Here is a 25242-nt window from a genome sequence, read left to right on the forward strand (position 1 = left end):
CCCTCACAGGTCCCGCCCTTTTTGCTGCCGCCGCTGTTACAGCTTGGCAGCCAGCAACGCCTCCAGCTTCTCCTGGTCGCGGGCAAACTGACGAATCCCCTCGGCCAGCTTCTCGGTCGCCATCGCATCCTCGTTGGACTCCCAACGGAACTGCGCTTCAGTCAGATGCACCCGCGCTTCACCGGCATGGCCTGGCGACAACTTGCGCTCCAGCTTGCCGGTATCGGCCGCCAGTTTCTCCAGCAGGTCCGGGCTGATGGTCAGGCGATCACAACCGGCCAGCTCTTCGATCTGGCTCAGGTTGCGGAAACTCGCACCCATTACCACGGTCTTGTAGCCATTGGCCTTGTAGTAGTTGTAGATGCGCGTCACCGACTGCACGCCCGGATCGTCGGCGCCGGTGTAGTCGTTGCCGTTGGCTTTCTTGTACCAGTCGTAGATACGGCCCACGAACGGCGAAATCAGGAACACGCCCGCTTCGGCACAGGCCACGGCCTGGGCGAAGGAGAACAGCAGCGTCAGGTTGGTCTGGATGCCTTCTTTTTCCAGCTTCTCCGCCGCGCGGATGCCTTCCCAGGTGGACGCGATCTTGATCAGCACGCGATCACGGCCAACCCCGGCTTTTTCGTACAGGTCGATCAGACGGTGCGCGCGCTTGAGTACGGCGTCAGTGTCGAACGACAGGCGCGCATCCACCTCGGTGGAGATACGGCCGGGCACCACTTTCAGGATCTCTTGACCCACCGCCACCGCAAAACGGTCGCTGGCCAGGCCGACATCACCGTTGCAGTCCTTCACGCACTCATCCAGCAACTTGGCATAGCCCGGGATCGACGCGGCCTTGAGTAGCAGGGAGGGGTTGGTGGTGGCATCTTGCGGCTTGAGATTGGCGAGGGCCGCAAAATCGCCGGTATCGGCGACGACGGTGGTGAACTGTTTGAGTTGTTCCAGCTTGGAAGTCATGAGCGTGCTCTGTCCTATGGGTCTGATGACATTACCCGAGCGCTGGCAGGCGCTCAAGGGCGCAAATGCGTTCGATCGTTTGCGAGGGCAACAACCTGAAAACAGCCGTTTGAATGACTGGCCTTGCTGGTAAATAGGAGGGCAAAATCGCCCGCAGGTTCAACCCAACAGCTCGATGAGCACTGCGATCAACCTGTGGGCGCCGGTTTCAGCGGCCCTCCAACAACCCCGCCGCCTGATCCAGCAACGCCAGCGGGTCACTCGCTTTATGAATATCCACCGACAACAACTGCCGGAACTTGCGCGCCCCAGGGAAACCCGTGCCCAACCCCAGCACATGCCGCGTAATGTGATGCATCGAGCCACCGCTTGCCAAATGCTCCGCGATATAAGGCCGCAACTGCGCCAACGCCTCTGCCCGACTGATCACCGGCCGCGCGCTGCCAAACAACTGCTGATCCACCTCCGCCAGTAAATACGGATTGTGATAAGCCTCCCGGCCCAGCATCACCCCGTCAAACGTCTGCAAATGCTCATGGCACTGCTCCAGCGTCTTGATCCCGCCGTTGAGAATAATCTCCAACTCGGCAAAATCGCGCTTCAACTGCGCCGCCACGTCATAACGCAACGGCGGAATGTCGCGATTCTCCTTCGGCGACAACCCCTCCAGAATCGCAATCCGCGCATGCACGGTAAAACTGGTACACCCCGCGTCCTTCACCTGCCCGACGAAATCACACAACTGGGCGTAACTGTCCCGCCCATTGATCCCGATACGGTGCTTCACCGTCACCGGAATCGACACCGCATCGCGCATCGCCTTCACACAATCCGCCACCAACGCCGGATGGCCCATCAGACACGCGCCGATCATATTGTTCTGCACCCGATCGCTGGGGCAGCCGACGTTCAGGTTCACTTCATCGTAACCCGCGGCCTCGGCCATACGGGCACAGGCGGCCAGATCGGCGGGGACACTGCCGCCCAGTTGGAGGGCGAGCGGGTGCTCAGCGTCGTTGTGGCGCAGGAAGCGCTCGTGATCGCCGTGGAGGATCGCGCCGGTGGTGACCATCTCGGTGTAGAGCAGGGCGTGTTTGGAGAGCAGGCGCAGGAAGAACCGGCAGTGGCGGTCGGTCCAGTCCATCATGGGTGCGACGGAGAAGCGGCGGGAGAAGAGGGTGGTTTGTAGGGGCATGGGGGATCTGAGTTTGCGGGGCGAATGGGGCGTAGTTTATCAGGGATGGATCTTGGGTGTGCTGGAGGTGTGTTCCGCGGCATTCACCACTTCGAACGGGGACGTTGCCGTGTGTGGAATACGCCGAGGATCTGCAGACGATCACCGCGTATGCGATAGGGGATCAGATAAGACCAATTGGGTACTGCCCATTCGCGCGTGTTTGTGACTCGACCTTCACGGCCCATAGAGGGAAACTGCGCCAGTTTGTCGACGCTGGCGAAAATGGCATCGGAGAAGTCGTCAGCTGCTTTGGGGTTTTCGAGAGCTATATAGTTTGCTTCGTCTTCCAGATTTTTGAGTGCTTTTTCAAGCCACTCAACCCGCATTCCGGCTCCAGCGCCTGGCGCGCATGGCTGCTACCTGGTCATCGGTGGCAAATTTGCCCTGGTCGGCTTCTTTCACCGCCAGCTCGATTTGAGCGGTTAGCGTTTTTTCGTGCTCGATGTAGTCGCGGAGGACGTCCATCGCCAGGTAGGTCGCAGTCTGGCCGTTGGTTTTGGCCAGGTCGGCGAGAGAGTTGGACAGGTCTTCCGGCAGGTTTAGGGATATCCCGGTCATGACAGCCTCGAAGGTGGAAGGTTATGGAGCATCTTACACCGTGGAACGCTGGGTTGAATCAGCAGGTCGTCGTGAGGTGTGGCTGGGCTTTTACTCTGCCAGCTCGAAGCCGGGTGCCGGGTATCGTAGTCTGACTTCGATATCGGCAAAATAATTAGCAGGTGATGAGGCGGCTTTTTGCTGTCTGGTGATTAGCTTTTTTTCAGCGATGTTATAAATAAATCTGTCCTCTTTTCGCCATATGGATTTCGTAGGCCATAGGTGTGCCGTCTCCTGACTTTTGGCTGTATGTGAGACACCTGAATGTCAGTGACGGCTGAGGCTAGCGACTGACGGCAGAGGTGTCCAGTGACTCCTTCTGGCCGGTTTCTGCCTGTCGTGACCGGTAGAAGTCGATCCATAGCGGACGCTCGCCACGAACGGCTGAGTCTTCAGGCACGTCCCCTCTAGCGTACAATTCAGCCGATCAGGTTGAGCTGTGTCACTGATAGACACCTCGCGTAGATACCGAAAAAATTGAAGCCCTTCGTAGTCCACCTACTGGGACCAATCTGCCAACAGCACCTTTGCCCATCACACGGCACTACGATTGCGTACACCAAACCTCATAGCTCACACAAAAACCGAGAACTCCCACGTGCCAAGCAACTTCTTCATGCGCGCCCGAATTTACAGTTTTCTGGTGCAAAAAAAACTGTCTCCCATCAAAAAACTTTTTTCACTGGCTGTATGGAGCACCCTGTCAACCGTCACCCTTGCAGCTTTCGCAGTGAAAGTGTCGATCGATCAACTGGACGCGAACAACACAACGTCAGCCAAAGGGGTTTACAAAGACTATTTGAGCCTTGCCTTGGCGAACCCAGAGTACGCGGGTGCCTCCTACCCTTTGTACGCCCCCCGATACAGCCACTTCAAATACGGCTCCAATCAGCGAGAGGCATACGAGTTTTTCGTTTCACTGTTGCTGCACTCGGTCGACGAAATACTGAGCACACCGGAGAAAAAGCACTGGAGAAAAACATTGATAATGCAACTCTCGTATCACGCGTTGTATTTGAACACTCGAGAGTTTGGTTCGGAATCATATTTGTGTGAAACCCGAGACCTTGTCGTACTCGGCATCGAAGCGTATGCCGAGAGCCAATATGAATACAGCTCGGCTATGAATCCTATAAGGCTCGATAAAAAAATACGGTGCACAGAACAGGAGTGGAGGAAGGAGGAGAGCGAACAAAATGAGTGAGGGCAGCATTTTCGGTTATTCAAGGCCGATAAGCATCTGTTGGAGCTTACAGCCCAAGTTATTGCGACCAGCTTGGCGTTGAAGTTAGCTAGCACCGGACACTGTTTGCTTTATCAAAGAAGTAACGTTGGTACAAAGTGGTACGCGGCTTTCAGGTCGGCTCTGTAGGGCAAGGAATACGTGGCCTACAGGATTAGCAGTTCCAATCCATAATCGGCGCGACAGATAAACGGCGGGAAAGTGGACCTGTCTGTAGGGACATTGGCAATCTGAGTCAACGAGGCGAATGGCGTAGTTTATCGGGGATGTTTCTTAGGTGTCGGGGAGGTGTATACCGTGCTCTTCACCACTTCGAGCGGGGCGTTGCCATGTGTGGAATATGCCAGGAATATCGGTGAAATATCCCGCATTCTTCTCGACTTGCTCCTCAAACCTCCCGCCGCTAACCTCCTCAAGCCGCTGCCAATCCAGCGGCCGGAGGTGGAAGTCCGTATCGCTAAAGGCGTTTTAACTCCCGTCACTATTTGGAGCTTCGCCCATGCACAGCAACACGCCCAGTCGCTCTATTGATCGCGACCCTTCGCCCGTCGATACCAAGCTTCACGCCACAGCTCAACGTGTCATTGCTCGTGACTTGCCTCAATCCACCGACAATGCGCCTGACGAACACCCAACCCACAACCTATTCCTCGTCAGCCCCGACATAGACACCGAAACCCTCCTGGCCAACGCTTCCGAAAACCTCGCGTCCGCCAGCGAAATGGCCGCTACCGTGGCTTTCAACCTCGACGAGTCACAGCGCTCCATTGTCTTGGGCATTCAGCAACTGATCGACCTGAGTGCGCTACTCGTTGACCGGGCCCATGACCAAGTCGCTCGTGTCATCAGCCCGGCTACAGCCTGACAATCGACCTCTGCCGCCTTAGCCCAAGGCGGCAACCTGAACCCATTCTGTCTTCTGGCGAAGTTTCATCATTCCCTGTGCCGTTGAGGCCTACGATTATCTCTATGGGAAACCCCCGAACCCACAGGGAGCTGAAAAAATGATCTCGAACCTTGTCAAAGTCGTGATGATCGCCGGCGCGTTGCTGTTGAGCGCTTGTTCGTCGGATTCGTCGGGCGTGAGTCGCGACCCTTGTTTTGCAGGGGGATGCCAGGCGTTTGGTGACCACAGCCCCAACAAGGCCGCCAAGATGAATTTTGGCGGCAGTGGGCTGGGTAGTAGTTATGGTGAGTATGGTTCTGGGTTGTTGCATGATGACTGATGGGGCAGTGGGGCAGTCAGGGATGTGTTGATTGAACCGCCGCTATCGGGAGCAAGCCCCCTCCCACATGAGGGGCCCCGGCGCGTGAGGCTGCACGCTATCAAATAGCCATGCCTGTGACTTCACGTCGCGTCTGTCAGGCTTGACACTCACCCCGATCAGCCTTGCCAAAACGCCTATTTTAGAGCTGTCAATTAGCCAAACAGCGCATGATCGCCGGTTGGCGTGATATTCTGCGCGCCATCTTGGTCTAGTCTTTCTCCGGAACGTACACCCGTATACGTCCCGGCGGCTGGCTGTCGCCCAGGTAGCTGAAGCCAATAATGATAAGAAGTCAGCGCAGAAGGGACATAAAAGTGAGGTCGATACGTCGGCCTTGTGTGCCCACCCTGCGGTCTTTGAGTGAATGTGCAAACCCGGCGCTGCGTTGCCTGACGCCGCGTGATCGAGGGTTGCCCGGGCTCAGGGGCAGTGGGGCGGATGGCGTTTTATCATAGGTGCTACTGATGTTTAAGAAAGTAAACACGGCCCTGCTGGGGCTGGCTTTGTCGATGGGGATCACGTCCGTTCATGCGGAAGAGGCAAAGAAAGTCGATGTGCTGCTGATCGGCGGCGGCATCATGAGTGCGACCCTGGGTGTCTGGCTCAACGAGCTGGAGCCGGGCTGGTCGATGGAAATGGTCGAGCGCCTCGACGGCGTCGCCGAAGAAAGCTCCAACGGCTGGAACAACGCCGGTACCGGTCACTCGGCCCTCGCCGAGCTGAACTACACCCCGGAAGACAAGAACGGCAACGTTGAGATCCCGAAAGCGGTCGAAATCAACGAAGCGTTCCAGATCTCCCGCCAGTTCTGGTCCTGGCAGGTCCAGCAGGGCGTGCTGAAGAACCCGCGTTCGTTCATCAACTCCACTCCGCACATGAGCTTTGTGTGGGGCGATGACAACATCAAGTTCCTGAAAAAGCGTTACGAAGCCTTGCAAGCGAGCCCACTGTTCGCTGGCATGCAGTATTCCGAAGACCCGGCGCAGATCGCCAAGTGGGTTCCGCTGATGATGGAAGGGCGTGACCCGAACCAGAAAATCGCGGCCACCTGGAGCCCGCTGGGTACGGACATGAACTTCGGCGAGATCACCCGCCAGTTCGTCGCTCACCTGCAAACCACGCCTAAGTTCGACCTGAAACTGTCGAGCGAAGTGCAGGACATCACCAAGAACGCCGACGGTTCGTGGCGTGTCAGCTACAAAAACCTGAAAGATGGCAGCAAGACCGAAACCGACGCCAAGTTCGTGTTCATCGGTGCCGGCGGCGGTGCCCTGCACCTGCTGCAAAAGTCGGGCATTCCTGAAGCCAAGGAATACGCGGGCTTCCCGGTGGGTGGTTCGTTCCTGGTGACCGATAACCCAACCATCGCCGAGCAGCACCTGGCCAAGGCCTACGGTAAAGCTTCGGTGGGCGCGCCGCCGATGTCGGTGCCGCACCTGGACACCCGCGTGCTGGATGGCAAGCGCGTGATTCTGTTTGGCCCGTTCGCGACCTTCTCGACCAAGTTCCTGAAAGAAGGCTCGTACCTGGACCTGCTGACCAGCACCACCACCCACAACATCTGGCCGATGACCAAAGTCGGTATTCGCGAATACCCGCTGGTCGAGTACCTCGCCGGGCAACTGATGCTGTCGGATGACGACCGCTTCAAGGCACTGCAAGAGTACTTCCCGAACGCCAAGCAGTCCGACTGGCGCCTGTGGCAAGCCGGCCAGCGTGTGCAGATCATCAAGCGTGACGAAGAGCAGGGCGGCGTGCTGAAACTCGGCACCGAAGTGGTCAGCTCCGCCGACAACACCATCGCCGGCCTGTTGGGTGCATCGCCAGGCGCGTCGACCGCGGCGCCGATCATGCTGACCGTGCTGCAGAAAGTGTTCAAGGACAAGGTGGCGACTCCGGCCTGGCAGGAAAAACTGCATCAGATCGTGCCAAGCTACGGCACCAAGCTGAACGACAGTCCTGAGGCTGTTGCCAAGGAATGGGCCTACACCGCCGGTATCCTGCAACTGACTCCACCACCAGCGATTCCGCAGATGACCGCTCCCAAGGCCACCGAGGCTGCCAAGCCTGCGGCTGAGCCGAGCAAACCGGCGTCTGATCTGGCGCTGTAAGACCAGGCCCTGAGACTGGGGCCGATCGGTCAAAAAAAGCCCGCTGAGCCGATGACGCTCAGCGGGCTTTTTGTGGGCGCGTATTTATGCGCGGGGGTGGGTGCGCTCCACCGCAGGCAGTTCAACCGTTCGTTCGGCTGCCGCCAGCGCCGCCGTCAAGCCGGCTCGGTCCAGCACAACGCAATAGGCCGGTTTGGCCCGCTCGAACCGCCAGCTTTCATCCAGCCCACCGGCATCCACGGCGTCGAAACCGAGTTCGTCGAGTAACTCGATCACTTGCGCTTTCGCCGCGGCGTCATCCGCCGCCACCGGCAGTGCGCGGCGGTCGGGTGCGCCGTGAGGGCGGGCGTCCCGCGTCAGGTCCGGTGCAAAGATTGCGTTGAATACCTTCACCACATGGGAATGCGGCAAATGCTCGGCGAGCAGCCGGCTGGTGGTGGTTTCAAAACGGTCCAATTCAGGGATATGCCCGTCGCGCTCGGGGTAGTAATTGTTGGCGTCCATCACTGTTTTGCCTTCCAGCCACTGCGCGGGCACGCTGCGGTAATGTTCCAGGGGGATCGCCACGAGGACCACGTCGCCAAATCTGGCTGCGTCTTGCGCGCTGCCCACTTTAACGCCCCAGATGCCGCTGAGTACGCTGCTCATGGACTGCGGGCCGCGGGAGTTGCTCAACATCACTTCGTGACCGGCCGCCAGCGCCAGTTGGGCCACCGCGCGTCCGATGAAACCTGCTCCAATCACGCCAATCTTCATGGCCTTGCTCCTGCAAAGTAGGGGAGCGGTTATGATGATTAACAATCACAGGGTGATAAACGAGCGTATTGGCGTGAGTGTCGTTACTGGGAGTTGGGAATGATGGACCGTCTTTCGAGCATGAATGCCTTTGTGGTCGCCGCCGAGTTGGGCTCGTATGCGCGAGCCGCCGAGCGTTTGAATATGTCGGCGCAGATGGTGGCCAAGCATGTCACAGCGCTGGAGCAGCGCCTGGGTGCGCGCTTGCTCAATCGCACCACGCGCCGACAAAGCCTGACGGAGTTGGGTAGCGCTTACTACGAGCGTTGCAAGCATATTCTGACGGAGGCTGAGGCCGCCGATTCCCTGGCGCAGATCATGAATGACACCCCACGCGGCACGCTGAAAATCACCGCTCCGGTGACCTTCGGCTCCTACAGCCTGATGCCCTTGGTGACCGCGTTTTTGCGTGACAACCCCGATGTGAACATCGACCTGCACCTCACCGATCGTTTTGTCGACCTGGTGGAGGAAGGCTACGAAGCCGCCTTCCGCATTGGCCCCCCGGCGATCACGGGGCTGACCGCCAGGCCCCTGGCGCCGTATCGCCTGGTGGTCTGCGCGGCGCCGGCCTACCTGGCGGCACGAGGCACACCGCTGTGGCCGGCGGACCTTCAACAGCATGAATGCCTGGGCTACGCCTTCTGGTCACGCCCGGCAGATCGCGAATGGGTGTTCTGCCAGGGCTCGGTCCCGCACACCGTGCAGGTTGCCAGCCGTTTGCAGATCAACGAAAGCAGGGCCTTGATGTCGGCCGCGCTGGATGGGTTTGGCATTGTGCTCGGCCCGGAAGATTTTCTGCGCCCGGCCCTGGCCAGGGGCGAGTTGGTGCGAGTGCTGCCGGACTTTGACGCGCCGAGCCGGCCCATGCATTTGGTCTACACCGCCAACCGCCAGCGTACCGCCAAGTTGCGGCGTTTTGTCGAGGCTGTGCTGGAGCGCTTTGGCCCGGCTTGAGCGTTCAAATCGCGACTCGGCCTTCCGTCTGTTCCTCGGGATGCACTGTCGGCAGGTTCAGCAACCCGACAGACACCACCTGTTAAAAAGTACCCAGGCCTTGCAGGAGCGCGGCTGGAACAAGGGGGGATTTTTTACTGAGGCAGGTGTGGGGCGTTAGCGCCCGAGGGGTTTGTATGTTGCTACGTTATGCAGCATTGGCGGCCATGGTCGTCGCGGCGTCCGGGTGTGTGCAAGAGCGTGTCGTGCATGAGCGTCGACCGGTAGAACGTGAGTATGTGGAAGTGGTCGCGCCACAACCGCCGCCGATGCAAGTGATCGAAGTCGAGCCGGCGGTGCGCGAAGGTTATGTATGGTCACGCGGGTACTGGCGTTGGGAAGGCGGGCGTTATGTGGCGGTACACGGCCATTGGGAGCCGGTGCGCGAGGGCTACCGTTATGTGCATCCGCATTGGGTGCAACGAAATGACGGTTACCACTGGCAGCATGGTGGCTGGGTTCGCTGAACCCCGCTCAGGCCAGTCGCTTCATGCCCGCAGCCTTGGCCGCATCGAGGTCAAAGGTGGCGGTGTACTCGCAGCCGGCTGCGTGGGCGCAGCGCGCTATCAAACAGTCGGCGAAATCGGCTTTGTTCGCCGAAAACCGCCGGAGCGCCTGCCAGATGATCTCGGCATGCTCGACGATCAATTCACGGGTTCGCAGCAGCGTTTCCAGCACCGCCACCACATCGCTCTTGGCTGACTGGTAGCAACTTTGTAGCACCCATACCAACTCCACCACCGACACCAGGCTGACAAAGCCTGGCGACAGGGTGGTGAGGGATTCGATCAGCTCGGATGCCTTGGCGGATTGGACCGGATCATCCTGGGTGACATAGCGCACCAGCACATTGGTATCCAGGCCGATCATCGGGCTTTCGCTCCCTGTGCCGCAATCGCGCGGTTCATGTCCTCGATGGAAATGGCCTGGGCAGGCTTGCGGATCAGCCCCTTGAGGTCGTGAACGGTTTTGCTCGCGGCAATAATGGAAAATTTGCCGTCTTCCATTTCGACGAATTCAACCCGGTCTCCCGTTTCCAGGCCCAGGGCTGTCCTGACCTGGACGGGGATGGTGATTTGTCCTTTTGAAGTCAGCGTGGCGGTCGCCATATTGAAGGTCTCCATCGTGATGCTCCTTACATTAGGGTAAGGCGCCTGGGAGAACAAGATCCGTTGGTCCATAGGTCGCTCCTCGGTGTGGGTCAGTCGGGCTTCGTAAAAACGATAGCCCGACGTCTCCCGCCGACAAGCCTGAACACAAGGTTAAAGCGCTACAGCATGTGTGCTGACTTATTGCACCACGCGGTAGCACGGCACATATGCCGCGCCACCCGGCAACTTCATGCGGTGCTGGGCGACGAACGCCTGCAGCAGTTCATCCAGCGGCTTCATGATGGCTGGGTCGCCATGGATCTGGTAAGGGCCGTTCTGCTCGATCAGGCGAATGCCCTTGTCCTTGACGTTGCCCGCCACAATCCCCGAGAACGCGCGACGCAGGTTGGCTGCCAGTTCATGGGGCGGCAGCGCGTGGTTCAGTTGCAGGCTGGCCATGTTTTCGTGGGTCGGGTCGAACGGGCGCTGGAAGCCTTCGTCGATCTTCAACAGCCAGTTGAAGTGGAACGCATCGTTACGCTCGCGGCGGAACTGCTTGACGGCCTTGAGCCCGGCGGTCATCTGGCGGGCCACTTCGGCTGGATCGTCGATGATGATCTGGTAGTGCGCCTGCGCGGCCTCGCCGAGGGTGGCGCCGACGAATGCGTGCAACTGTTGCAGGTACGGTGCGGCGTGCTTTGGCCCGGTGAGGATGACCGGGAACGGCAGGCCGCGGTTGTCCGGGTGCATCAGGATGCCCAGCAGGTAGAGGAACTCTTCCGCCGTGCCGGCGCCGCCCGGGAAGATGATGATGCCGTGGCCGACGCGCACGAAGGCTTCCAGGCGCTTCTCGATGTCCGGCAGGATCACCAGCTCATTGACGATCGGGTTCGGTGCTTCCGCAGCGATGATGCCCGGCTCGGTCAGGCCCAGGTAGCGCCCGCCGTTGATGCGTTGCTTGGCGTGGGAAATGGTCGCGCCCTTCATCGGCCCTTTCATCACGCCGGGGCCGCAACCGGTGCAGACGTCGAGGCTGCGCAGGCCCAGTTCGTGGCCGACTTTCTTGGTGTATTTGTATTCTTCGGTGTTGATCGAGTGCCCGCCCCAGCACACCACGATCTTCGGCTCGACACCCGGGCGCAGCGTGCGTGCGTTGCGCAACAGGTGGAACACGTAGTCGGTGATGCCCTGGGAGTTGCTCAGGTCGATGCGCTGGCTGTCCAGTTCGTTCTCGGTGTAGACGATGTCGCGCAGGGCGCTGAACAGCATTTCGCGGGTACTGGCGATCATTTCGCCATCGACGAAGGCGTCGGCCGGGGCGTTCAGCAGTTCCAGGCGCACGCCGCGATCCTGCTGGTGGATACGCACTTCAAAGTCTTTATAGGCGTCGAGGATGGTCTTGGCGTTGTCGATGTGCGCGCCGGTGTTGAGGATGGCCAGGGCGCACTGGCGGAACAGGGTATAGATGCTGCCGGAGCCGGCTTCGCTCAGTTGCTGGACTTCACGCTGGGAGAGTGTTTCGAGGCTGCCCTTGGGGCTGACGGAGGCATTGATGACTTGACGTTGGGGCATTCTGATTCCTTGAAAGCACAGCCACCGCGCCCGTCATGGGGGCGATGGCTTGAGAAGAATGGGCGCCGGATACGGTCGCACGAGACGGCTATTTTCGCTGGCCCGCAGGCGCTACGCAAATACTGTCCAGCCCCATCATGCCGCAGAACCTACTGGATCAGCTTCCAGTTTTTGTAGAAAACCCGACGCAGCGTGAACACCAGGCCGGCAAACCCTGTGATCACGGCATTGAGGACGGCGGGCAACGCGGTCGGCCGCACGATATCAATGAACAGGCAGTAGCGCTTGGCATCGTTCTTGTTGAAGGACGCATGCATCAGCGTGTCATCGAAGATAAACAGTGGGTCGTCGTGCCAGTAATGCTTGTGTTTGCCCACCTGGATGTACACGCCCTCATGGTGAGGCGCCGGCGCCATGTTATAGAGCACCCGGAACATCATGCGCAGGGGGCCGAAGTGGAAGGAGGTCGAACGGTTTTCGTTGAACACCGACACGCCGATGGTCTTCACGAACGGCAATTTCTTGCGCAGTTCCGGGATGTCCAGGGTGGTTTCGATCGGCCGGCCGTACCATTGGAAAAACAGCATGCCGCGTTTCTTCTCGGCCATGCGTTCGTCCAGGTAGCCGATGATTTCATCCTTGTGGGCCATGGCGTCGTCGATCACCTGTTGCAGGTCTTCACGCCAGGCGGGCGGCAGGTCGCGCATCGTGTAGACGTGGCGGTTGCGGCTGCTCAGCAGGTCGAACAGGGTGTTGAACGGTGCCAGCAGCCAGGTATTGCGGCCGCTGCCGATGAAGTATTTCTTGAAGGTGTCGCGGTCATACAGGCCGTTACGCAGGAAATCATAGATACCGCAGACCAGCACGAGGCCGAGGAACACCACGGTGGTCAGGGGAAAGAGGTAGATAATCAGCAGGACGCCGAATGCCCAGGCGAACGACACGGCTTTTTTGCGTAACGCAGATTTACTCATGAAACTCAGCTCCAGCTGGACTCCATTCGACAGGTCCAGATGCGTGGCTGCGAGTGGTGGGGTTGCGAAACATATTGAAATAACCTCGTCATGATAAGACGTTCTCAGGTCGATGGGCGTTTTAAATATTGCGAAATTGTGAAGAACTGACACAGTTTTTAACCCGCGGCGCGGCTTGCGCGGCGAGTTTGGGATTGGATTTTGTAAACAGAAGATTTGCGACTATCGTGACGCTTCGGTTTTTTGGACGTCATAGACCGGTACGATTACGTTGAATGGTCACCATTGGCCTTCGGCACCTTGGAAGAGGCAGAAATTTTATGATCATCAAACCGCGGGTTCGTGGCTTTATCTGTGTGACCGCTCACCCTGTTGGCTGTGAAGCGAACGTCAAGGAACAGATCGACTACGTCACCCAACACGGCGTCATCGAAGGCGGCCCGAAAAAGGTGCTGGTCCTCGGTGCTTCCACCGGTTACGGTCTGGCCGCGCGCATCAGTGCTGCGTTTGGCTGCGGCGCCGATACCCTGGGCGTGTTTTTTGAGAAAGAAGGCGAAGAAGGCAAGCTGAGCTCCGCCGGCTGGTACAACAGCGCCGCGTTCGAGAAGTTTGCCGTCGAAAAAGGCCTGTACGCCAAGAGCATCAACGGCGACGCGTTCTCTGACGAGATCAAGCGCCTGACCATCGAGACCATCAAGAAAGACCTGGGCAAGATCGACCTGGTGGTCTACAGCCTGGCCGCGCCACGCCGCACCGACCCGCAGGGCGTGGTGCACAACTCCACGCTCAAGCCGATCGGCAAGGCCGTGACCCTGCGCGGGATCAACACCGACAAGGGCGTTGTCGTCGACACCACCCTTGAGCCGGCCACCCAGGAAGAAATCGACGGCACCGTGAAAGTCATGGGCGGCGAAGACTGGCAGCTGTGGATCGACGCCCTGCGTGAAGCGGACGTGCTGGCTGAAGGCGCCAAGACCACGGCGTTCACCTACCTCGGCGAGAAGCTGACCCAGGATATCTACTGGAACGGCTCCATCGGCGAAGCCAAGAAGGACCTGGACAAGAAAGTCCTGACCCTGCGCGACAACCTGGCCGCACTGAAGGGCGACGCCCGCGTGTCGGTGCTCAAGGCTGTGGTCACCCAGGCCAGCTCGGCGATCCCGATCATGCCGCTGTACCTGTCGTTGCTGTTCAAAGTGATGAAAGAGCAGGGCACTCACGAAGGTTGCATCGAGCAGGTCTATGGCCTGTTCAAGGACAGCCTGTACGGCCGCGAGCCGAAGCTCGACGCCGACGGCCGCCTGCGTGCCGACCTGGCCGAGCTGCAACCGAAAGTCCAGGACGCCGTGGCTGCGCTGTGGAATCAGGTCACCGACGACAACGTCAACGAGATCAGCGATTTTGCCGGCTACAAGGCTGAGTTCCTGCGCTTGTTCGGCTTTGAGATCGACGGCGTGGACTACGAGGCTGATGTGAATCCGACCGTGAAGATCAACGGTCTGGTCCAAGCCTAAACACGCTCGAAAAACATGTGGGAGCGGGCTTGCCCGCGATTGCAGTGGGTCAGCCGAAACCTCCGGCACTGACAAACCGCCATCGCGAGCAAGCCCGCTCCCACATTCGTTGTGTGTAAAGCCATCGCGATCTGCCAGACTCCATCCGCTATCAACTCACGCTAACGGAGGATCTGATGACGATTCGTGCAGTCGTTTTTGATTTTGGCGGTGTCCTGTTCGATTGGAGCCCGCAGCACCTGTACCGCCAGCTGATCGCCGATGATGACGAGCGGCAATGGTTCCTCGACAACATCTGCACCCAGGCCTGGAACACCGAGCAAGACGCCGGTCGCACCCTGGCCGAGGCGACGCGCAGCCTGGTCGCGCAATATCCCCAGCACGAAACCTTGATCACGGCCTACTACGACCGCTGGCATGAAATGCTGCGCGGGCCGTTGCCCGAGGGCGTGGCCATTCTCAAGGCGCTGCATCAGGCCGACGTGCCGCTGTTCGGGCTCACCAATTGGTCGGCCGAGACGTTCCCCTATGCGCGGGCCAACTACCCGTTCCTGCAGTGTTTTCGCGATATCGTGGTCTCCGGCGAGTTGAAGGTGATCAAGCCCGATGCCGCGATCTATCACGCCAGCCTCGGCCAGGTGCGCGCTCATCTGCCGGATATCCAGCCTGCCGAAGTGGTGTTCATCGATGATGTCGCGGGCAATATCGACGCGGCTATCGCGCTGGGCTGGCAAGGCATTCACCACGTTTGCGCCGAGCGCACCGCTGAGCGTCTGCGTGAATTGGGCGTGGGCTTTTAGCGCGCCCATTTCTCCAGGGCAAAATCCACGAAAGCCCGCAGTTTAGGCAGGCGGTAACGATCCTGGCCGTACAGCAAATGCATGGGCCGGCGGGGCAGTTGATAGGCGGTCAGCAAGGCCACCAGCTTCCCGCTCTGCAGGTCGGGCTGCACCAGGGCATCGGGCAGCATGACGATGCCCATGCCTTGCACTGCCGCCTGGCGCAGGGCTTGCGAGCTGTTGATGGTCAGCGAGCCGGACACCGGAATCTCCACTTCGCCGTCCGCGTCGCTCATGCGCCACAGTTTGTCGGCGTTACGCCAATCGTCGCCGGATGGGTAGGCGAAGGCCAGGCAGTCGTGTTGTTGCAGATCCTCGGGCGTTTGCGGCGTGCCGCGTCGCGCCAGGTAATCCGGTGCGGCGCACAGGGTGATGGTGTAGTCCTGCAGGGGCCGGGCGATCAGGCTTGAGGGTTCCAGCTCGCCCAGGCGGATGGCCACGTCGAAGCCGCTGTCGACCAGGTCCATGCGTTGATTGCTGAGCACCACGTACAGCTTGATCAGCGGGTAACGTTGGGAAAATTCGCTCAAGGCCGGCGCCAGGCGTTCGGTGCCGAAGGCGGGCGGGGCGGTGATGCGCAGGGTGCCCTTGGGCACGTCGCTGTGGGCCTGTTCGGCCAATTGCTCGGAGTCGGCCACCAGCCCCAGCACTTCCAGGCAGCGCTGGTAATACTGCCCGCCGAATTCCGTGAGGCTTTGCTTGCGCGTGGTGCGCTTGAGCAGGCTGACCCCCAGGCGTTGCTCCAGGGCACGCAAATGGTTGCCGACCATGGTGGTCGACATCCCACTGGCATGGGCCGCGGCGGTCATGCTGCCGGTCTCGACCACTTTCACATACACCGACATCGCCTGGAACAGATCCATTATCAAGCCCTGGTTTAAAGTCATTGCAGAAAAGCACAGTTTATCCAGCTTGGGTGGCTAACGATACTGGACCCATCCCAACCCTGCACTGGAGCTTGCCACCATGACCGCCGCTTGCCTGATGACCACTTACCAACCCTTGGCCTTGAGCTTTACGCGTGGCCTGGGCACGCGCCTGTGGGACCAGCAGGGGCGCGAATACCTGGACGCCGTGGCAGGCGTGGCCGTGACCAACGTCGGACACTCCCATCCGAAACTGGTGACAGCCATCAGCGAACAAGCCGGGCTGCTGTTGCACACCTCCAACCTCTACAGCATCGATTGGCAACAACGCTTGGCCCAGCGTCTGACCCAACTGTCGGGCCTCGATCGTGCGTTTTTCAACAACTCCGGCGCCGAAGCCAACGAGACCGCGCTAAAACTGGCGCGGCTGCACGGCTGGAAAAAAGGCATCGAGGCGCCGTTGGTGGTGGTGATGGAAAACGCCTTCCACGGCCGCACGCTGGGCACCATGGCGGCCAGCGACGGGCCTTCGGTACGCTTGGGGTTCCAGCGCTTGCCGGGGGATTTTCTCAAAGTCGGCTTCGGCGACCTGGCGGCGCTGGAGGCGATCACGCAGACGTTCGGCACGCGCATCGCAGCGGTCTTGCTGGAACCGATCCAGGGCGAAAGCGGGGTGCAAGTGGCGCCGCCGGGTTACCTGAAAGCCCTGCGCGCTCACTGCACGCGCCACGGCTGGCTGATGATGCTCGATGAAATCCAGACCGGCATCGGCCGCACCGGCGCCTGGTTTGCCTTCCAGCACGAGGGCATCGTGCCGGACGTGATGACCCTGGCCAAAGGCCTCGGCAACGGCGTGCCCATCGGTGCCTGCCTGGCCAGGAACGTGGCGGCCGACTTGTTCACCCCGGGCAGCCACGGCAGCACGTTCGGCGGCAACCCATTGGCCTGCCGGGTGGGTTGCACCGTGCTGGAGATCATTGAAGAACAAGGCCTGCTGCAGAACGCCGCGCAACAGGGCGAGCGCTTGTTGGCCCGCTTACGGGTGGAGTTGGATGAGCACCCGCAGGTCCTGGCGATTCGCGGCAAGGGCTTGATGATCGGCATCGAGCTGGCAGACCCGTGTCGCGAGCTGGCCCTGCGCGCCGCCGAGGAACATGGGTTGTTGATCAACGTGACGCGGGGCAAGGTGATTCGCCTGCTGCCGCCGCTGACCCTGGAGGCCAAGGAGGTCGAGATGATCGTGCGGGCCATCACCCGCTTGCTGGATTGAAATGAGATCCCCTGTGGGAGGGTGCTTGCCCCCGATGGCGGTGTATCAGTCGAGCAATCTGCAACTGACACACCGCCATCGGGGGCAAGCCCCCTCCTACAAGGGATTCCGGTGACCTTCAGTGGTCACTCCCATTCAACCACTCTTGGTTCATCGTCTCGCTATCCCCCAGGTAGTCCAGCAACCAACTCATCGCCGGGGACAGTTTGTTCTGTGCCCAGGCCACGCATGACGGGCTGGCCGGGAACGGCCTGTGCAGTTGCAGCGCGACCAGCTCACCGCGTTCGATCCACGGCAACACCTGATGCGCCGGCGCCATGCCGACGCACAGGCCGTCGCGCAGGCAGTCAATGGCCGAGGCCCAGTTCGGTACCACCAGCCGGCGCTGGTTATCCAGGGTCCAAGTATCGCGCTTGGGCAGGTTGCGCGAGGTATCGGTCATGCACAGGGACGCGAACGGGCGCAGTTGATCGTCACTGAGCAAACCATCCTGCGCCGCCAGCGGATGTTTCGCGCTGACCACGCACAACCAGTTCAACAGGCCCATATCGCGAAATGTGAAGTGACTCGTCACCGGCACCGCGCTGGTGGCGCCGATCACGATGTCGGTGCGCTCATCGGCGAGGGCGTCCCACACGCCGTTGTATACCTCGTACTCCAGCAGCAATTCCACGTCAGGGAACTGCCGATAGAAATCCAGCACCAGTTGCCGGCAGCGCTGGGGTTTGACGATGGAGTCCACCGCGACCTTCAACTGGCCGCTCCAGCCATTGGCCACTTGCTGGCACAGGCGCCGTGTGCCGAGCATGGTTTTCATCACGCCGCGGGCTTCGTCTATAAATAGACGGCCGGCCGCGGTGAGCTCGACGTCGCGATGGCGCCGCACGAACAAGGGCACGGCCAGCCACTCTTCCAACTGACGCACCGTGTAGCTGATGGCCGACGGCACACGGTGCAATTCCTGGGCGGCGGCGCTGAAGCTGCCATGGCGTGCGACGGCATCGACCACATCCAGGGAGTATTCGGACCACATCGCGGTTGCCTTCAAATTAATTGATAGAAGTATCCAATTATTATCGCTTCACAGAGAGGCTGCCAGCTTCATAATGGGCAGCAGTCAGCAAATAGTTTGATGGCAGGTTCAACAAGGCTTCAATGAAAAATTCTTTTGGTTTCACCTGGTACCTGGCGGGGCTGAGCATGCTCGGTTATCTCGCCATGGACATGTACTTGCCGGCGTTCGGTGCCATGGGCGAGCAATTACACATCGGCGCGGGCGCGGTGGGCGCCAGCTTGAGTATTTTCCTCGCGGGCTTTGCCGTGGGGCAGTTGTTGTGGGGGCCGTTGTCTGACCGACTGGGGCGCAAACCGATCCTGCTCACGGGCCTGAGCCTGTTCGTGCTGGGTTGCGTCGGCATGTTCTGGGTCGAGACCGCCACGCAACTGCTGGCACTGCGTTTTATCCAGGCGATTGGCGTGTGTTCCGCCGCCGTGAGCTGGCAGGCACTGGTGATTGACCGCTACCCGGCCGACAAGGCTCACCGCGTGTTCGCCAGCATCATGCCGCTGATGTCGTTGTCGCCGGCCCTGGCGCCGCTGTTGGGGGCCATGGTGCTGAATCACTTTGGCTGGCAGGCGATTTTCGCGGTGTTGCTGGGCGTGTCGCTGCTGTTGCTGCTGCCGACTCTGTTCCTGCGCACGGCGCCGAAACGGCTGGCGGAGGAAGGCGAACCGACGCGCCTCGGTTATGGACAACTGCTCGGCTCGCGCGTGTTCACCGGCAACGTCATGATCTTTGCTGCCTGCTCCGCCAGTTTCTTCGCCTGGTTGACCGCCTCGCCGTTCATCCTCGGCGATATGGGCTACAGCCCGAATGACATCGGCCTGAGTTATGTGCTGCCGACCCTCGCGTTCCTGATCGGAGGCTACAGCTGCCGCAGCGCGTTGCAGCGATTCCAGGGCAAGACGCTGTTGCCCTGGCTGCTGGTGGCCTACTGCATCAGCATGCTGGCGTTGTACCTGGTCGCCACCTTGAGCGTGCCGACCCTGACCACCTTGCTGATCCCGTTCTGCCTGATGGCGCTGGTCAACGGCGCCAGTTATCCCATCGTGGTGGCGAATGCGCTGATGCCGTTTGCGGAAAATTCCGGCAAGGCAGCGGCGCTGCAAAACACCCTGCAACTGGGCCTGTGTTTTCTCAGCAGCCTGTTGGTGTCGTCGATGCTCGAGCAGCCGCTGCTGATCACCGTGATCGTGATGCTGGCGACCGCGCCGCTGGCGGTGCTGGGTTACTGGTTGGCGCGGCCGAAAACCGATGATTCGCAATTGGCGAATGCTTGATCTGACAGGTGGGTGCTGGATTGCCTGCGCTGCATCAGGTTTACCGAGCCGATGCGATCGCAGGCAAGCCAACCCCCACACGTGATTACGGTTTCTTCAGGGGCTTGAGCGGTAAATCCTAGAACGTCACTTCCATGTTCAGCGTGGGTGTCGACGTGCGACTGCCCCGACCGCCGTCCACACCGAACTTGTTATGCCAGTACTCGTAGCCCACTCCGAGGTACAGGTTCGGCGTTACGCGCTTGCCGGGTCGCACCGCGACCATCAGCGCGCTACGCATCAGCGTTTCCGCTGCGGTATCGCGGCCGTGGAAGTCCTCGCCCTTGTTGCCGACATGGTTGATAAACCCCTGGAACTTGGCCGCGTGGCTGCCGATCTCGAACGGACGCATCCACGTCAGGTTGAGCATGTAGGTGTCGTCGAAGGTATGGTCCGACTCTTTCGCGCCGGGAATCCCGCTGTGATTGCGTTCTTTGTAATACATCAGGCTCAGGTCCAATACGCCGACGGTGTTGAACTTCAAGGTCGGGCCGAGCACCAGCGCGCGTTTTTTCGCCGAGGCAAAGTTGTTGTTGCGGTTGGCATCGAAGCCCAGGGTCAGGGCGTAGTCCTTGATCAACCCGGTGCCCAGCGGCGTATCGAAAACGCGGGAGGCATACAACTGGTGTCGGTATACCGCATACACCTCACTGCCGCCGTGGTCGGTGCCCTTGCGCGGGTCGCGGCTGTCGGACAAAAACACATCGAGGTTCAGAAAGTTGCTGCCGTACTGGTAGCCACTGGCGTGGGTGACGCTGTAGATGCGCTTGCTGAATGCGTCGGGGTTGTTCGGGTTGGTGAATTGCTGGCCGTAGCGAAATCCTACGCTGTTGTTCATCCATTCCAGCGCGACAGCCTCCCCGCCGCCGAGGAGGGTCAATGCAACGGTTGCGCCCTGTAATGCCTTTTTCATTGTTTTAGGTCCTATGGCGTTCTGGCTCATGACGGCCGGATTGTTTTTGTAACGCCGGTGGAGGGTATCTTGTTCGAATGATTGTATACAACTCTATGGACATCTAGTCTCGGTATTGCATACAGTGGCGCCACAACAAAAACAGAGAACCCCTCACCATGACTATCCCGAAGGCGTCATCGCAACGACCCGAAGATGAGAATCTCGGCGTCGCCGCCAACATGGCTTACGGCCTGCAGCATGTGCTCACCATGTACGGCGGCATCGTTGCCGTACCGTTGATCGTCGGCCAGGCGGCCGGGTTGTCGCCGGCGGATATCGGCCTGTTGATCGCCGCGTCGCTGTTTGCCGGCGGCCTGGCCACGTTGTTGCAAACCCTTGGCCTGCCGTTCTTCGGTTGTCAGTTGCCGCTGGTGCAGGGCGTGTCGTTTGCCGGCGTGGCGACGATGGTGGCGATTGTCGGCAGTGATGGCGCCGGTGGGGTGCCGGCGATTCTCGGGGCGGTGATGGCTGCGTCGTTTATCGGGCTGCTGATCACGCCGGTGTTCTCGCGGATCACCCAGTTTTTCCCGCCGTTGGTGACCGGCATTGTGATCACCACCATCGGCCTGACGCTGATGCCGGTAGCCGCACGCTGGGCCATGGGCGGCAACAGCCGCGCGGCGGATTTCGGCAGCATGGCGAACGTCGGCCTGGCCGCGTTGACCCTGTTGCTGGTGTTGTTGCTGAGCAAGATCGGCAGCGCGACGATCTCGCGGTTATCGATCCTGCTGGCGATGGTGATCGGCACCGTGATTGCGGTGTTCCTGGGCATGGCGGACTTTTCCGGCGTGACCCAGGGGCCGATGTTCGGCTTCCCCACGCCGTTCCATTTCGGCATGCCGACCTTCCATGTGGCCGCGATCATTTCCATGTGCATTGTGGTGATGGTGACGCTGGTGGAGACTTCGGCGGACATCCTGGCCGTGGGCGAGATCATCGACACCAAAGTCGACTCCAAACGCCTGGGCAATGGCTTGCGTGCCGACATGCTGTCGAGCCTGTTCGCGCCGATCTTTGGTTCGTTTACCCAGAGCGCGTTCGCCCAGAACGTCGGCCTGGTGGCGGTCACCGGGGTGAAAAGTCGTTTTGTGGTCGCGACGGGCGGGTTGTTCCTGGTCGTCCTCGGCCTGCTGCCGTTCATGGGGCGGGTGATTGCGGCAGTGCCGACCTCGGTGTTGGGCGGTGCCGGAATCGTGTTGTTCGGCACCGTGGCGGCCAGCGGTATTCGCACACTGTCCAAGGTGGATTACCGCAACAACATGAACCTGATCATCGTGGCCACGTCCATCGGTTTCGGCATGATCCCGATTGCCGCGCCGAGCTTCTACGATCATTTTCCCAGCTGGTTCGCGACCATTTTCCATTCGGGCATCAGTTCGTCGGCGATCATGGCGATCTTGCTGAACCTGGCGTTCAACCACTTCACCGCCGGCAATTCGGACCAGCAGTCGGTGTTTGTGGCCGGGACTGAGCGCAGCCTGTGTTTCCAGGATGTGGCCGTCTTGCGCGAAGGCGATTACTTCAGGGGCGGCAAGCTGTTCGATGCCGAAGGCAAGGAGATTCCACTGGTGGCCGAGGTGCCGAGAAAAACCGCGAAGGCCGAGACCAGCGAGGTTTGAAACGGTGGCAGCGGGTTTGCTCGCGATGGCGGTCAGGCGCTGACTGAACCACCGCCATCATGAGCAGGCCCGCTGCCACATTGCTCGTCAGCTTGCTTTGAGGGTCTTGTGCGGCACTGAACAGGCCTCATCCAAAAACTTCACCACTGTCCCCATGCACGCCTGGCGCTCTTCGACATGGGGCATGTGGCTGGAGTCTTCAAACAGCGCCCAGCGCACATCCGCGATTTCATCCAGGAACGGCTTGACCACCAGCGGCGTGGCTTCGTCATGCCGGCCGGAAATCACCAGGGTCGGCACCTTGATTGCCGACAGACGGCCAATCACGTTCCAGTCCTTCAAACTGCCGATCACATGGAACTCGGTCGGGCCGCTCATGGCGTGGTACACGGTCGGGTCTGCATCGACCTGGGCGAACGTGCGCGCAACCTCGTCCGGCCATGGGTTGACCCGGCAGACGTGCTGGTCGTAGAAAATCCGCGAGGCGGCGAGGTATTCCGGGTCCTGGTAGGTGCCGGCGGCTTCATGCTTGAGCAGGGTTTCATGCACGCCTTCGGGCAGCAGCTGACGCAGGCGGTTGGCTTCGCTGACCCAGGTACGCATGCAGGTGGGCGAGTTGGCCGGGATAAACGCACGCAGGCCCTTGGGTTGCAGAATCGCGTGTTCGCTGCCGAGCATGCCGCCCCAGGATTGCCCGAGAATCGCGTAGTCCTGGCTGATTTGCAGGTGGTCCAGCAGGTTGTTCAGTTCGTCGAGGAACAGGCTGACAGTCCAGAAGGACGGGGCTTTGTCGGGCAAGTGCGTGGAGCGGCCGTTGCCCAGTTGGTCGTAGTGGATGACGGCGTGACCACTGGCGGCGACGTCCTTGAAGGCATCGACGTAATCATGGGTGCAGCCGGGACCGCCGTGGATGATCACCAGCGGTGTACGGCCCGAGGTGAGGTCGCCGGTGACGCGATACCAGGTCTGATAGGGGCCGAAGGGCGCAAACCCTTCGCGGACTTTTTCGATGAATTCCATTTCGTATCCTGCTTTGAAAAAAAAGTATCAGGGACACGATAATCGGCACGCGACGTTTAGGTAACTAGCAAAACAGCTAGGTTTTGCCGAAGGGTCAATCTTCCAGCAAACGGTAATGAGTGGCGCGCACCACGGCCTGTACGCGATTTTTCGCCCCCAGTTTGTGCATTGCCGAGGCAAGATGCAGGGTGACGACCGCCAGCGAGCGGCTCAGTTGCGTGGCGATTTCGGCGGCGGTCAGGCCGTCGGCGGCCCATTTCAGGCACTCGCGCTCGCGTTTGGTCAGACGGATATGCGGGTAGGTGCGTAGTTCATTGCTGAACAGTGGGTAGGCCGCTTCCTGCAGGGCATGGGAAATCAGGCCGAAATCCGACAAGCTCTGTTGCGCGTCCTCCAGCACCGTATGCGCCTTGCCGGTGCGCAAGCCGGTCAACGATGCGAAGCCGCCCCGGGGCAGATGAATCGGCACGCTGACGCCGCAGGTCAGTTGCTGGTCATGCAGGTAAGACGAGACGGGGGCGTGGCACGGGTCGATGATCTTCTGCAGCGCCGTCTGCGCCTTGGCCTCGTAGGACCAGACAAACGGCGACACCGTATTCAAGGCCAGATGCTGCACCGGATCGATCTGGTAGAACCCTTCGCCGCACCACAAGGCATGCCAATCGGAAGGTGTGTTGCGCAGTTGCAGCACCGAAGGTGTGATCAACGTGCCGTTGAGGTCGATGGGCACCGGTGAGTAGTCATACACCAGCGCATCGAAACCCAACTGTTGGGCTAGGATAAACGCATTGTCCATCTGCTCGTCCAGGCTCCTGCCCGGCATGAGACGGTGATTGAAGGCAGTTAGCTTGGCCAGCATCCGTTCTGCTCCCGAATTCATATGAATCTCGACTTGCTGCAAGTAGAATGCCACGCCCCGGCGAAGGACTGCCAGGCCAAACCTATAAGAAATACTAGGTTATGGATGCACGGCATCCTCGGTAGCTTATGGCCTCATAAGCGGCCGCAACCCGCCAGGCCGATACCACACAAGGAACGTATGCATGTGGCGTGAAATAGCCCCCGACCAGCAGTACACCGTGCAAGTCGATGGCCATGACCTCGCGGTCTACAGCTTTGGCGAAGGCGATGAGGTGCTGTTGTGCCTCAACGGCGGGCCAGGGCTACCGTGTGACTATTTGCGCGACGCCCATGGCTGGCTCAAAGAGCATGACCTGCGAGTGGTTGCATTCGACCAGCTTGGCACCGGTGCTTCAGCCAGACCGACCGATGTTTCCCTGTGGGAAATCGGCCGTTATGTCGAAGAAGTCGAAACCGTGCGCCAAACCCTGGGCCTGGGCCGTGTGCATTTGCTCGGGCATTCCTGGGGCGGCTGGCTGGGCATCGAATACGCCATCCATTACCCCGATGCGCTGAAAAGCCTGATCCTGGAAAACACCGTCGGCGACATTCCGCACCTCTCCCAGGAACTCGAACGCCTGCGCGGCGCCCTCGGCAGTGAAACCGTGGCGATGATGCAGCGCCATGAAGCCATGGGGACGCTGGATCATCCGCAGTACCAGGCCGCGATCACCTTGCTCAATTATCGCCATGTGTGCCGCCTGGACGAATGGCCGGCGCCGCTCCGGCGCTCCCTTGACGACTGGAACATGGGCCCTTACGCAACCATGCAGGGTCCCAACGAATTTCTGTATATCGGCAACCTCAAGGACTGGAACCGCATCGCCGAGATGGCCGATTTCAACATGCCGATGCTGATCACCACCGGCCAGCACGACGAACTCACCCCGGCCTGCGCCCTGCGCATGAAACTGGCCGCCCGGCACGCCGAATTGCATGTGTTCCGCAACAGCAGCCATATGCCATTTTACGAAGAGCCCCAGGCGTACTTCCCGGTACTGCTGGACTTCCTCGCTCGTCACCGAGGCTGACG

The 25242-nt window shown here is 60.1% G+C and carries 27 protein-coding genes; 13 read left to right on the forward strand and 14 right to left on the reverse strand.

Features of this window, described 5'->3' with window-relative positions; all coding sequences use genetic code 11:
- Positions 1-36 precede the first annotated feature (36 nt).
- From tal to C8K66_RS04555, 4 genes are all read right to left on the reverse strand, one after another.
- On the reverse strand, positions 37-963 hold the full coding sequence (tal, locus tag C8K66_RS04540; protein WP_017848890.1) for a transaldolase: 927 nt from the start codon (positions 961-963) through the stop codon (positions 37-39).
- A gap of 208 nt (positions 964-1171) precedes the next feature.
- Positions 1172-2158: a tRNA dihydrouridine(20/20a) synthase DusA gene (gene dusA, locus C8K66_RS04545; protein WP_108524365.1), complete on the reverse strand. Its 987-nt coding sequence runs from the start codon at positions 2156-2158 to the stop codon at positions 1172-1174.
- A gap of 83 nt (positions 2159-2241) precedes the next feature.
- Positions 2242-2526, reverse strand: coding sequence for a type II toxin-antitoxin system RelE/ParE family toxin (locus C8K66_RS04550; RefSeq protein WP_017848888.1), 285 nt, complete (start codon positions 2524-2526; stop codon positions 2242-2244).
- Positions 2516-2758: a CopG family ribbon-helix-helix protein gene (locus tag C8K66_RS04555; RefSeq protein WP_017848887.1), complete on the reverse strand. Its 243-nt coding sequence runs from the start codon at positions 2756-2758 to the stop codon at positions 2516-2518. Before C8K66_RS04555 ends, C8K66_RS04550 begins: the two co-directional genes overlap by 11 nt.
- Before the next feature lie 637 nt (positions 2759-3395).
- Between C8K66_RS04555 and C8K66_RS04560 the strand changes: the two genes are divergently transcribed.
- The 5 genes from C8K66_RS04560 (at position 3396) to mqo (ending at position 7419) form a co-directional block, all read left to right on the forward strand.
- Positions 3396-4001: a hypothetical protein gene (locus C8K66_RS04560; protein WP_128192163.1), complete on the forward strand. Its 606-nt coding sequence runs from the start codon at positions 3396-3398 to the stop codon at positions 3999-4001.
- A 336-nt stretch (positions 4002-4337) separates the two neighbouring features.
- Complete coding sequence (locus tag C8K66_RS30520) at positions 4338-4571, forward strand: hypothetical protein (RefSeq protein WP_128192164.1); 234 nt, start codon at positions 4338-4340, stop codon at positions 4569-4571.
- Positions 4540-4905 carry a DUF6124 family protein gene (locus C8K66_RS04565; RefSeq protein WP_108524367.1) on the forward strand — a complete coding sequence of 122 codons (366 nt, stop codon included), beginning with the start codon at positions 4540-4542 and terminating at the stop codon, positions 4903-4905. Before C8K66_RS30520 ends, C8K66_RS04565 begins: the two co-directional genes overlap by 32 nt.
- 139 nt (positions 4906-5044) lie before the next feature.
- A complete protein-coding gene (locus C8K66_RS04570; RefSeq protein WP_057003769.1) occupies positions 5045-5266 on the forward strand; it encodes a hypothetical protein in 222 nt (73 codons plus the stop codon).
- Positions 5267-5772: 506 nt separating this feature from the next.
- Complete coding sequence (gene mqo, locus C8K66_RS04575) at positions 5773-7419, forward strand: malate dehydrogenase (quinone) (RefSeq protein WP_046384303.1); 1647 nt, start codon at positions 5773-5775, stop codon at positions 7417-7419.
- A gap of 84 nt (positions 7420-7503) precedes the next feature.
- On the opposite strand, the gene C8K66_RS04580 is transcribed toward mqo, so the two are convergent.
- A complete protein-coding gene (locus tag C8K66_RS04580; protein ID WP_046384302.1) occupies positions 7504-8175 on the reverse strand; it encodes an NADPH-dependent F420 reductase in 672 nt (223 codons plus the stop codon).
- 99 nt (positions 8176-8274) lie between these two features.
- On the opposite strand from C8K66_RS04580, the gene C8K66_RS04585 reads away from it, so the two are divergent.
- Both C8K66_RS04585 and C8K66_RS04590 read left to right on the forward strand, forming a co-directional pair.
- On the forward strand, positions 8275-9171 hold the full coding sequence (locus C8K66_RS04585) for a LysR family transcriptional regulator (protein WP_108524368.1): 897 nt from the start codon (positions 8275-8277) through the stop codon (positions 9169-9171).
- A gap of 176 nt (positions 9172-9347) precedes the next feature.
- Positions 9348-9677 carry a YXWGXW repeat-containing protein gene (locus C8K66_RS04590; protein ID WP_046384301.1) on the forward strand — a complete coding sequence of 110 codons (330 nt, stop codon included), beginning with the start codon at positions 9348-9350 and terminating at the stop codon, positions 9675-9677.
- A 7-nt stretch (positions 9678-9684) separates the two neighbouring features.
- On the opposite strand, the gene C8K66_RS04595 is transcribed toward C8K66_RS04590, so the two are convergent.
- The 4 genes from C8K66_RS04595 to C8K66_RS04610 form a co-directional block, all read right to left on the reverse strand.
- Positions 9685-10080, reverse strand: a complete 396-nt coding sequence (locus C8K66_RS04595; protein ID WP_057003768.1) for a PIN domain-containing protein — start codon at positions 10078-10080, stop codon at positions 9685-9687.
- Positions 10077-10334, reverse strand: coding sequence for an AbrB/MazE/SpoVT family DNA-binding domain-containing protein (locus C8K66_RS04600; RefSeq protein ID WP_026140263.1), 258 nt, complete (start codon positions 10332-10334; stop codon positions 10077-10079). The genes C8K66_RS04595 and C8K66_RS04600 overlap by 4 nt, the downstream gene beginning before the upstream one ends.
- Positions 10335-10499: 165 nt before the next feature.
- The gene (gene ppnN / locus C8K66_RS04605; RefSeq protein WP_046384299.1) at positions 10500-11873 is read right to left on the reverse strand and encodes a nucleotide 5'-monophosphate nucleosidase PpnN; all 1374 of its coding nucleotides are present in this window, start codon (positions 11871-11873) and stop codon (positions 10500-10502) included.
- 149 nt (positions 11874-12022) lie between these two features.
- Positions 12023-12847, reverse strand: a complete 825-nt coding sequence (locus tag C8K66_RS04610) for an aspartyl/asparaginyl beta-hydroxylase domain-containing protein (protein ID WP_046384298.1) — start codon at positions 12845-12847, stop codon at positions 12023-12025.
- Positions 12848-13167: 320 nt separating this feature from the next.
- On the opposite strand from C8K66_RS04610, the gene fabV reads away from it, so the two are divergent.
- The gene (fabV, locus tag C8K66_RS04615; protein WP_046384297.1) at positions 13168-14361 is read left to right on the forward strand and encodes an enoyl-ACP reductase FabV; all 1194 of its coding nucleotides are present in this window, start codon (positions 13168-13170) and stop codon (positions 14359-14361) included.
- A 176-nt stretch (positions 14362-14537) separates the two neighbouring features.
- Entirely contained in the window at positions 14538-15161 is a 624-nt protein-coding gene (locus C8K66_RS04620; RefSeq protein ID WP_108524369.1) for an HAD family phosphatase, read from the forward strand.
- Here C8K66_RS04620 and C8K66_RS04625 read toward each other — a convergent pair.
- Positions 15158-16063: a LysR family transcriptional regulator gene (locus tag C8K66_RS04625; RefSeq protein WP_017848872.1), complete on the reverse strand. Its 906-nt coding sequence runs from the start codon at positions 16061-16063 to the stop codon at positions 15158-15160. The two genes, C8K66_RS04620 and C8K66_RS04625, sit on opposite strands and share 4 nt — an antisense overlap.
- 103 nt (positions 16064-16166) lie before the next feature.
- Here C8K66_RS04625 and C8K66_RS04630 point away from each other — a divergent pair, with 103 nt between their 5' ends.
- Positions 16167-17336, forward strand: coding sequence for an aspartate aminotransferase family protein (locus tag C8K66_RS04630; RefSeq protein WP_108524370.1), 1170 nt, complete (start codon positions 16167-16169; stop codon positions 17334-17336).
- A gap of 118 nt (positions 17337-17454) precedes the next feature.
- Here C8K66_RS04630 and punR read toward each other — a convergent pair whose 3' ends face one another.
- Positions 17455-18369, reverse strand: coding sequence for a DNA-binding transcriptional activator PunR (gene punR / locus C8K66_RS04635; RefSeq protein ID WP_108524371.1), 915 nt, complete (start codon positions 18367-18369; stop codon positions 17455-17457).
- A 122-nt stretch (positions 18370-18491) separates the two neighbouring features.
- Between punR and punC the strand changes: the two genes are divergently transcribed.
- Positions 18492-19676, forward strand: coding sequence for a purine nucleoside transporter PunC (gene punC, locus C8K66_RS04640; protein WP_017848869.1), 1185 nt, complete (start codon positions 18492-18494; stop codon positions 19674-19676).
- A gap of 118 nt (positions 19677-19794) precedes the next feature.
- Here punC and C8K66_RS04645 read toward each other — a convergent pair whose 3' ends face one another.
- Positions 19795-20628, reverse strand: coding sequence for a hypothetical protein (locus C8K66_RS04645; RefSeq protein ID WP_046384292.1), 834 nt, complete (start codon positions 20626-20628; stop codon positions 19795-19797).
- Positions 20629-20786: 158 nt separating this feature from the next.
- Between C8K66_RS04645 and C8K66_RS04650 the strand changes: the two genes are divergently transcribed.
- Positions 20787-22289 (forward strand): nucleobase:cation symporter-2 family protein, encoded by a 1503-nt coding sequence (locus tag C8K66_RS04650; protein WP_108524372.1) that lies wholly within the window; start codon positions 20787-20789, stop codon positions 22287-22289.
- Positions 22290-22376: 87 nt separating this feature from the next.
- On the opposite strand, the gene C8K66_RS04655 is transcribed toward C8K66_RS04650, so the two are convergent.
- Both C8K66_RS04655 and C8K66_RS04660 read right to left on the reverse strand, forming a co-directional pair.
- A complete protein-coding gene (locus C8K66_RS04655; RefSeq protein WP_057003762.1) occupies positions 22377-23309 on the reverse strand; it encodes a proline iminopeptidase-family hydrolase in 933 nt (310 codons plus the stop codon).
- Positions 23310-23403: 94 nt separating this feature from the next.
- Positions 23404-24168, reverse strand: a complete 765-nt coding sequence (locus C8K66_RS04660; RefSeq protein WP_046384289.1) for a LuxR family transcriptional regulator — start codon at positions 24166-24168, stop codon at positions 23404-23406.
- Between the two features lie 184 nt (positions 24169-24352).
- Here C8K66_RS04660 and C8K66_RS04665 point away from each other — a divergent pair, with 184 nt between their 5' ends.
- The gene (locus C8K66_RS04665) at positions 24353-25240 is read left to right on the forward strand and encodes a proline iminopeptidase-family hydrolase (RefSeq protein ID WP_017848864.1); all 888 of its coding nucleotides are present in this window, start codon (positions 24353-24355) and stop codon (positions 25238-25240) included.
- Positions 25241-25242: the final 2 nt, after the last annotated feature.

It is taken from the genome of Pseudomonas sp. GV105, assembly GCF_003058185.1.
GTDB classification, from domain to species: Bacteria; Pseudomonadota; Gammaproteobacteria; order Pseudomonadales; family Pseudomonadaceae; genus Aquipseudomonas; species Aquipseudomonas veronii.

Excerpts from the sequence above, each read along its gene's own strand:
- C8K66_RS04650 (WP_108524372.1), top strand. The coding sequence starts at position 20,787 with ATGACTATCCCGAAGGCGTCATCGCAACGACCCGAAGATGAGAATCTC.
- C8K66_RS04555 (WP_017848887.1), bottom strand. The coding sequence starts at position 2,758 with ATGACCGGGATATCCCTAAACCTGCCGGAAGACCTGTCCAACTCTCTC.
- C8K66_RS04625 (WP_017848872.1), bottom strand. The coding sequence starts at position 16,063 with ATGGATCTGTTCCAGGCGATGTCGGTGTATGTGAAAGTGGTCGAGACC.
- ppnN (WP_046384299.1), bottom strand. The coding sequence starts at position 11,873 with ATGCCCCAACGTCAAGTCATCAATGCCTCCGTCAGCCCCAAGGGCAGC.
- C8K66_RS04620 (WP_108524369.1), top strand. The coding sequence starts at position 14,538 with ATGACGATTCGTGCAGTCGTTTTTGATTTTGGCGGTGTCCTGTTCGAT.
- dusA (WP_108524365.1), bottom strand. The coding sequence starts at position 2,158 with ATGCCCCTACAAACCACCCTCTTCTCCCGCCGCTTCTCCGTCGCACCC.
- punR (WP_108524371.1), bottom strand. The coding sequence starts at position 18,369 with ATGTGGTCCGAATACTCCCTGGATGTGGTCGATGCCGTCGCACGCCAT.
- mqo (WP_046384303.1), top strand. The coding sequence starts at position 5,773 with ATGTTTAAGAAAGTAAACACGGCCCTGCTGGGGCTGGCTTTGTCGATG.
- C8K66_RS04580 (WP_046384302.1), bottom strand. The coding sequence starts at position 8,175 with ATGAAGATTGGCGTGATTGGAGCAGGTTTCATCGGACGCGCGGTGGCC.
- C8K66_RS04550 (WP_017848888.1), bottom strand. The coding sequence starts at position 2,526 with ATGCGGGTTGAGTGGCTTGAAAAAGCACTCAAAAATCTGGAAGACGAA.
- C8K66_RS04590 (WP_046384301.1), top strand. The coding sequence starts at position 9,348 with ATGTTGCTACGTTATGCAGCATTGGCGGCCATGGTCGTCGCGGCGTCC.
- C8K66_RS04595 (WP_057003768.1), bottom strand. The coding sequence starts at position 10,080 with ATGATCGGCCTGGATACCAATGTGCTGGTGCGCTATGTCACCCAGGAT.
- C8K66_RS04665 (WP_017848864.1), top strand. The coding sequence starts at position 24,353 with ATGTGGCGTGAAATAGCCCCCGACCAGCAGTACACCGTGCAAGTCGAT.
- C8K66_RS04645 (WP_046384292.1), bottom strand. The coding sequence starts at position 20,628 with ATGAAAAAGGCATTACAGGGCGCAACCGTTGCATTGACCCTCCTCGGC.
- fabV (WP_046384297.1), top strand. The coding sequence starts at position 13,168 with ATGATCATCAAACCGCGGGTTCGTGGCTTTATCTGTGTGACCGCTCAC.
- C8K66_RS04565 (WP_108524367.1), top strand. The coding sequence starts at position 4,540 with ATGCACAGCAACACGCCCAGTCGCTCTATTGATCGCGACCCTTCGCCC.
- C8K66_RS04610 (WP_046384298.1), bottom strand. The coding sequence starts at position 12,847 with ATGAGTAAATCTGCGTTACGCAAAAAAGCCGTGTCGTTCGCCTGGGCA.
- C8K66_RS04585 (WP_108524368.1), top strand. The coding sequence starts at position 8,275 with ATGATGGACCGTCTTTCGAGCATGAATGCCTTTGTGGTCGCCGCCGAG.
- C8K66_RS04630 (WP_108524370.1), top strand. The coding sequence starts at position 16,167 with ATGACCGCCGCTTGCCTGATGACCACTTACCAACCCTTGGCCTTGAGC.
- C8K66_RS04660 (WP_046384289.1), bottom strand. The coding sequence starts at position 24,168 with ATGCTGGCCAAGCTAACTGCCTTCAATCACCGTCTCATGCCGGGCAGG.
- C8K66_RS04570 (WP_057003769.1), top strand. The coding sequence starts at position 5,045 with ATGATCTCGAACCTTGTCAAAGTCGTGATGATCGCCGGCGCGTTGCTG.
- punC (WP_017848869.1), top strand. The coding sequence starts at position 18,492 with ATGAAAAATTCTTTTGGTTTCACCTGGTACCTGGCGGGGCTGAGCATG.
- tal (WP_017848890.1), bottom strand. The coding sequence starts at position 963 with ATGACTTCCAAGCTGGAACAACTCAAACAGTTCACCACCGTCGTCGCC.
- C8K66_RS04655 (WP_057003762.1), bottom strand. The coding sequence starts at position 23,309 with ATGGAATTCATCGAAAAAGTCCGCGAAGGGTTTGCGCCCTTCGGCCCC.
- C8K66_RS04600 (WP_026140263.1), bottom strand. The coding sequence starts at position 10,334 with ATGGAGACCTTCAATATGGCGACCGCCACGCTGACTTCAAAAGGACAA.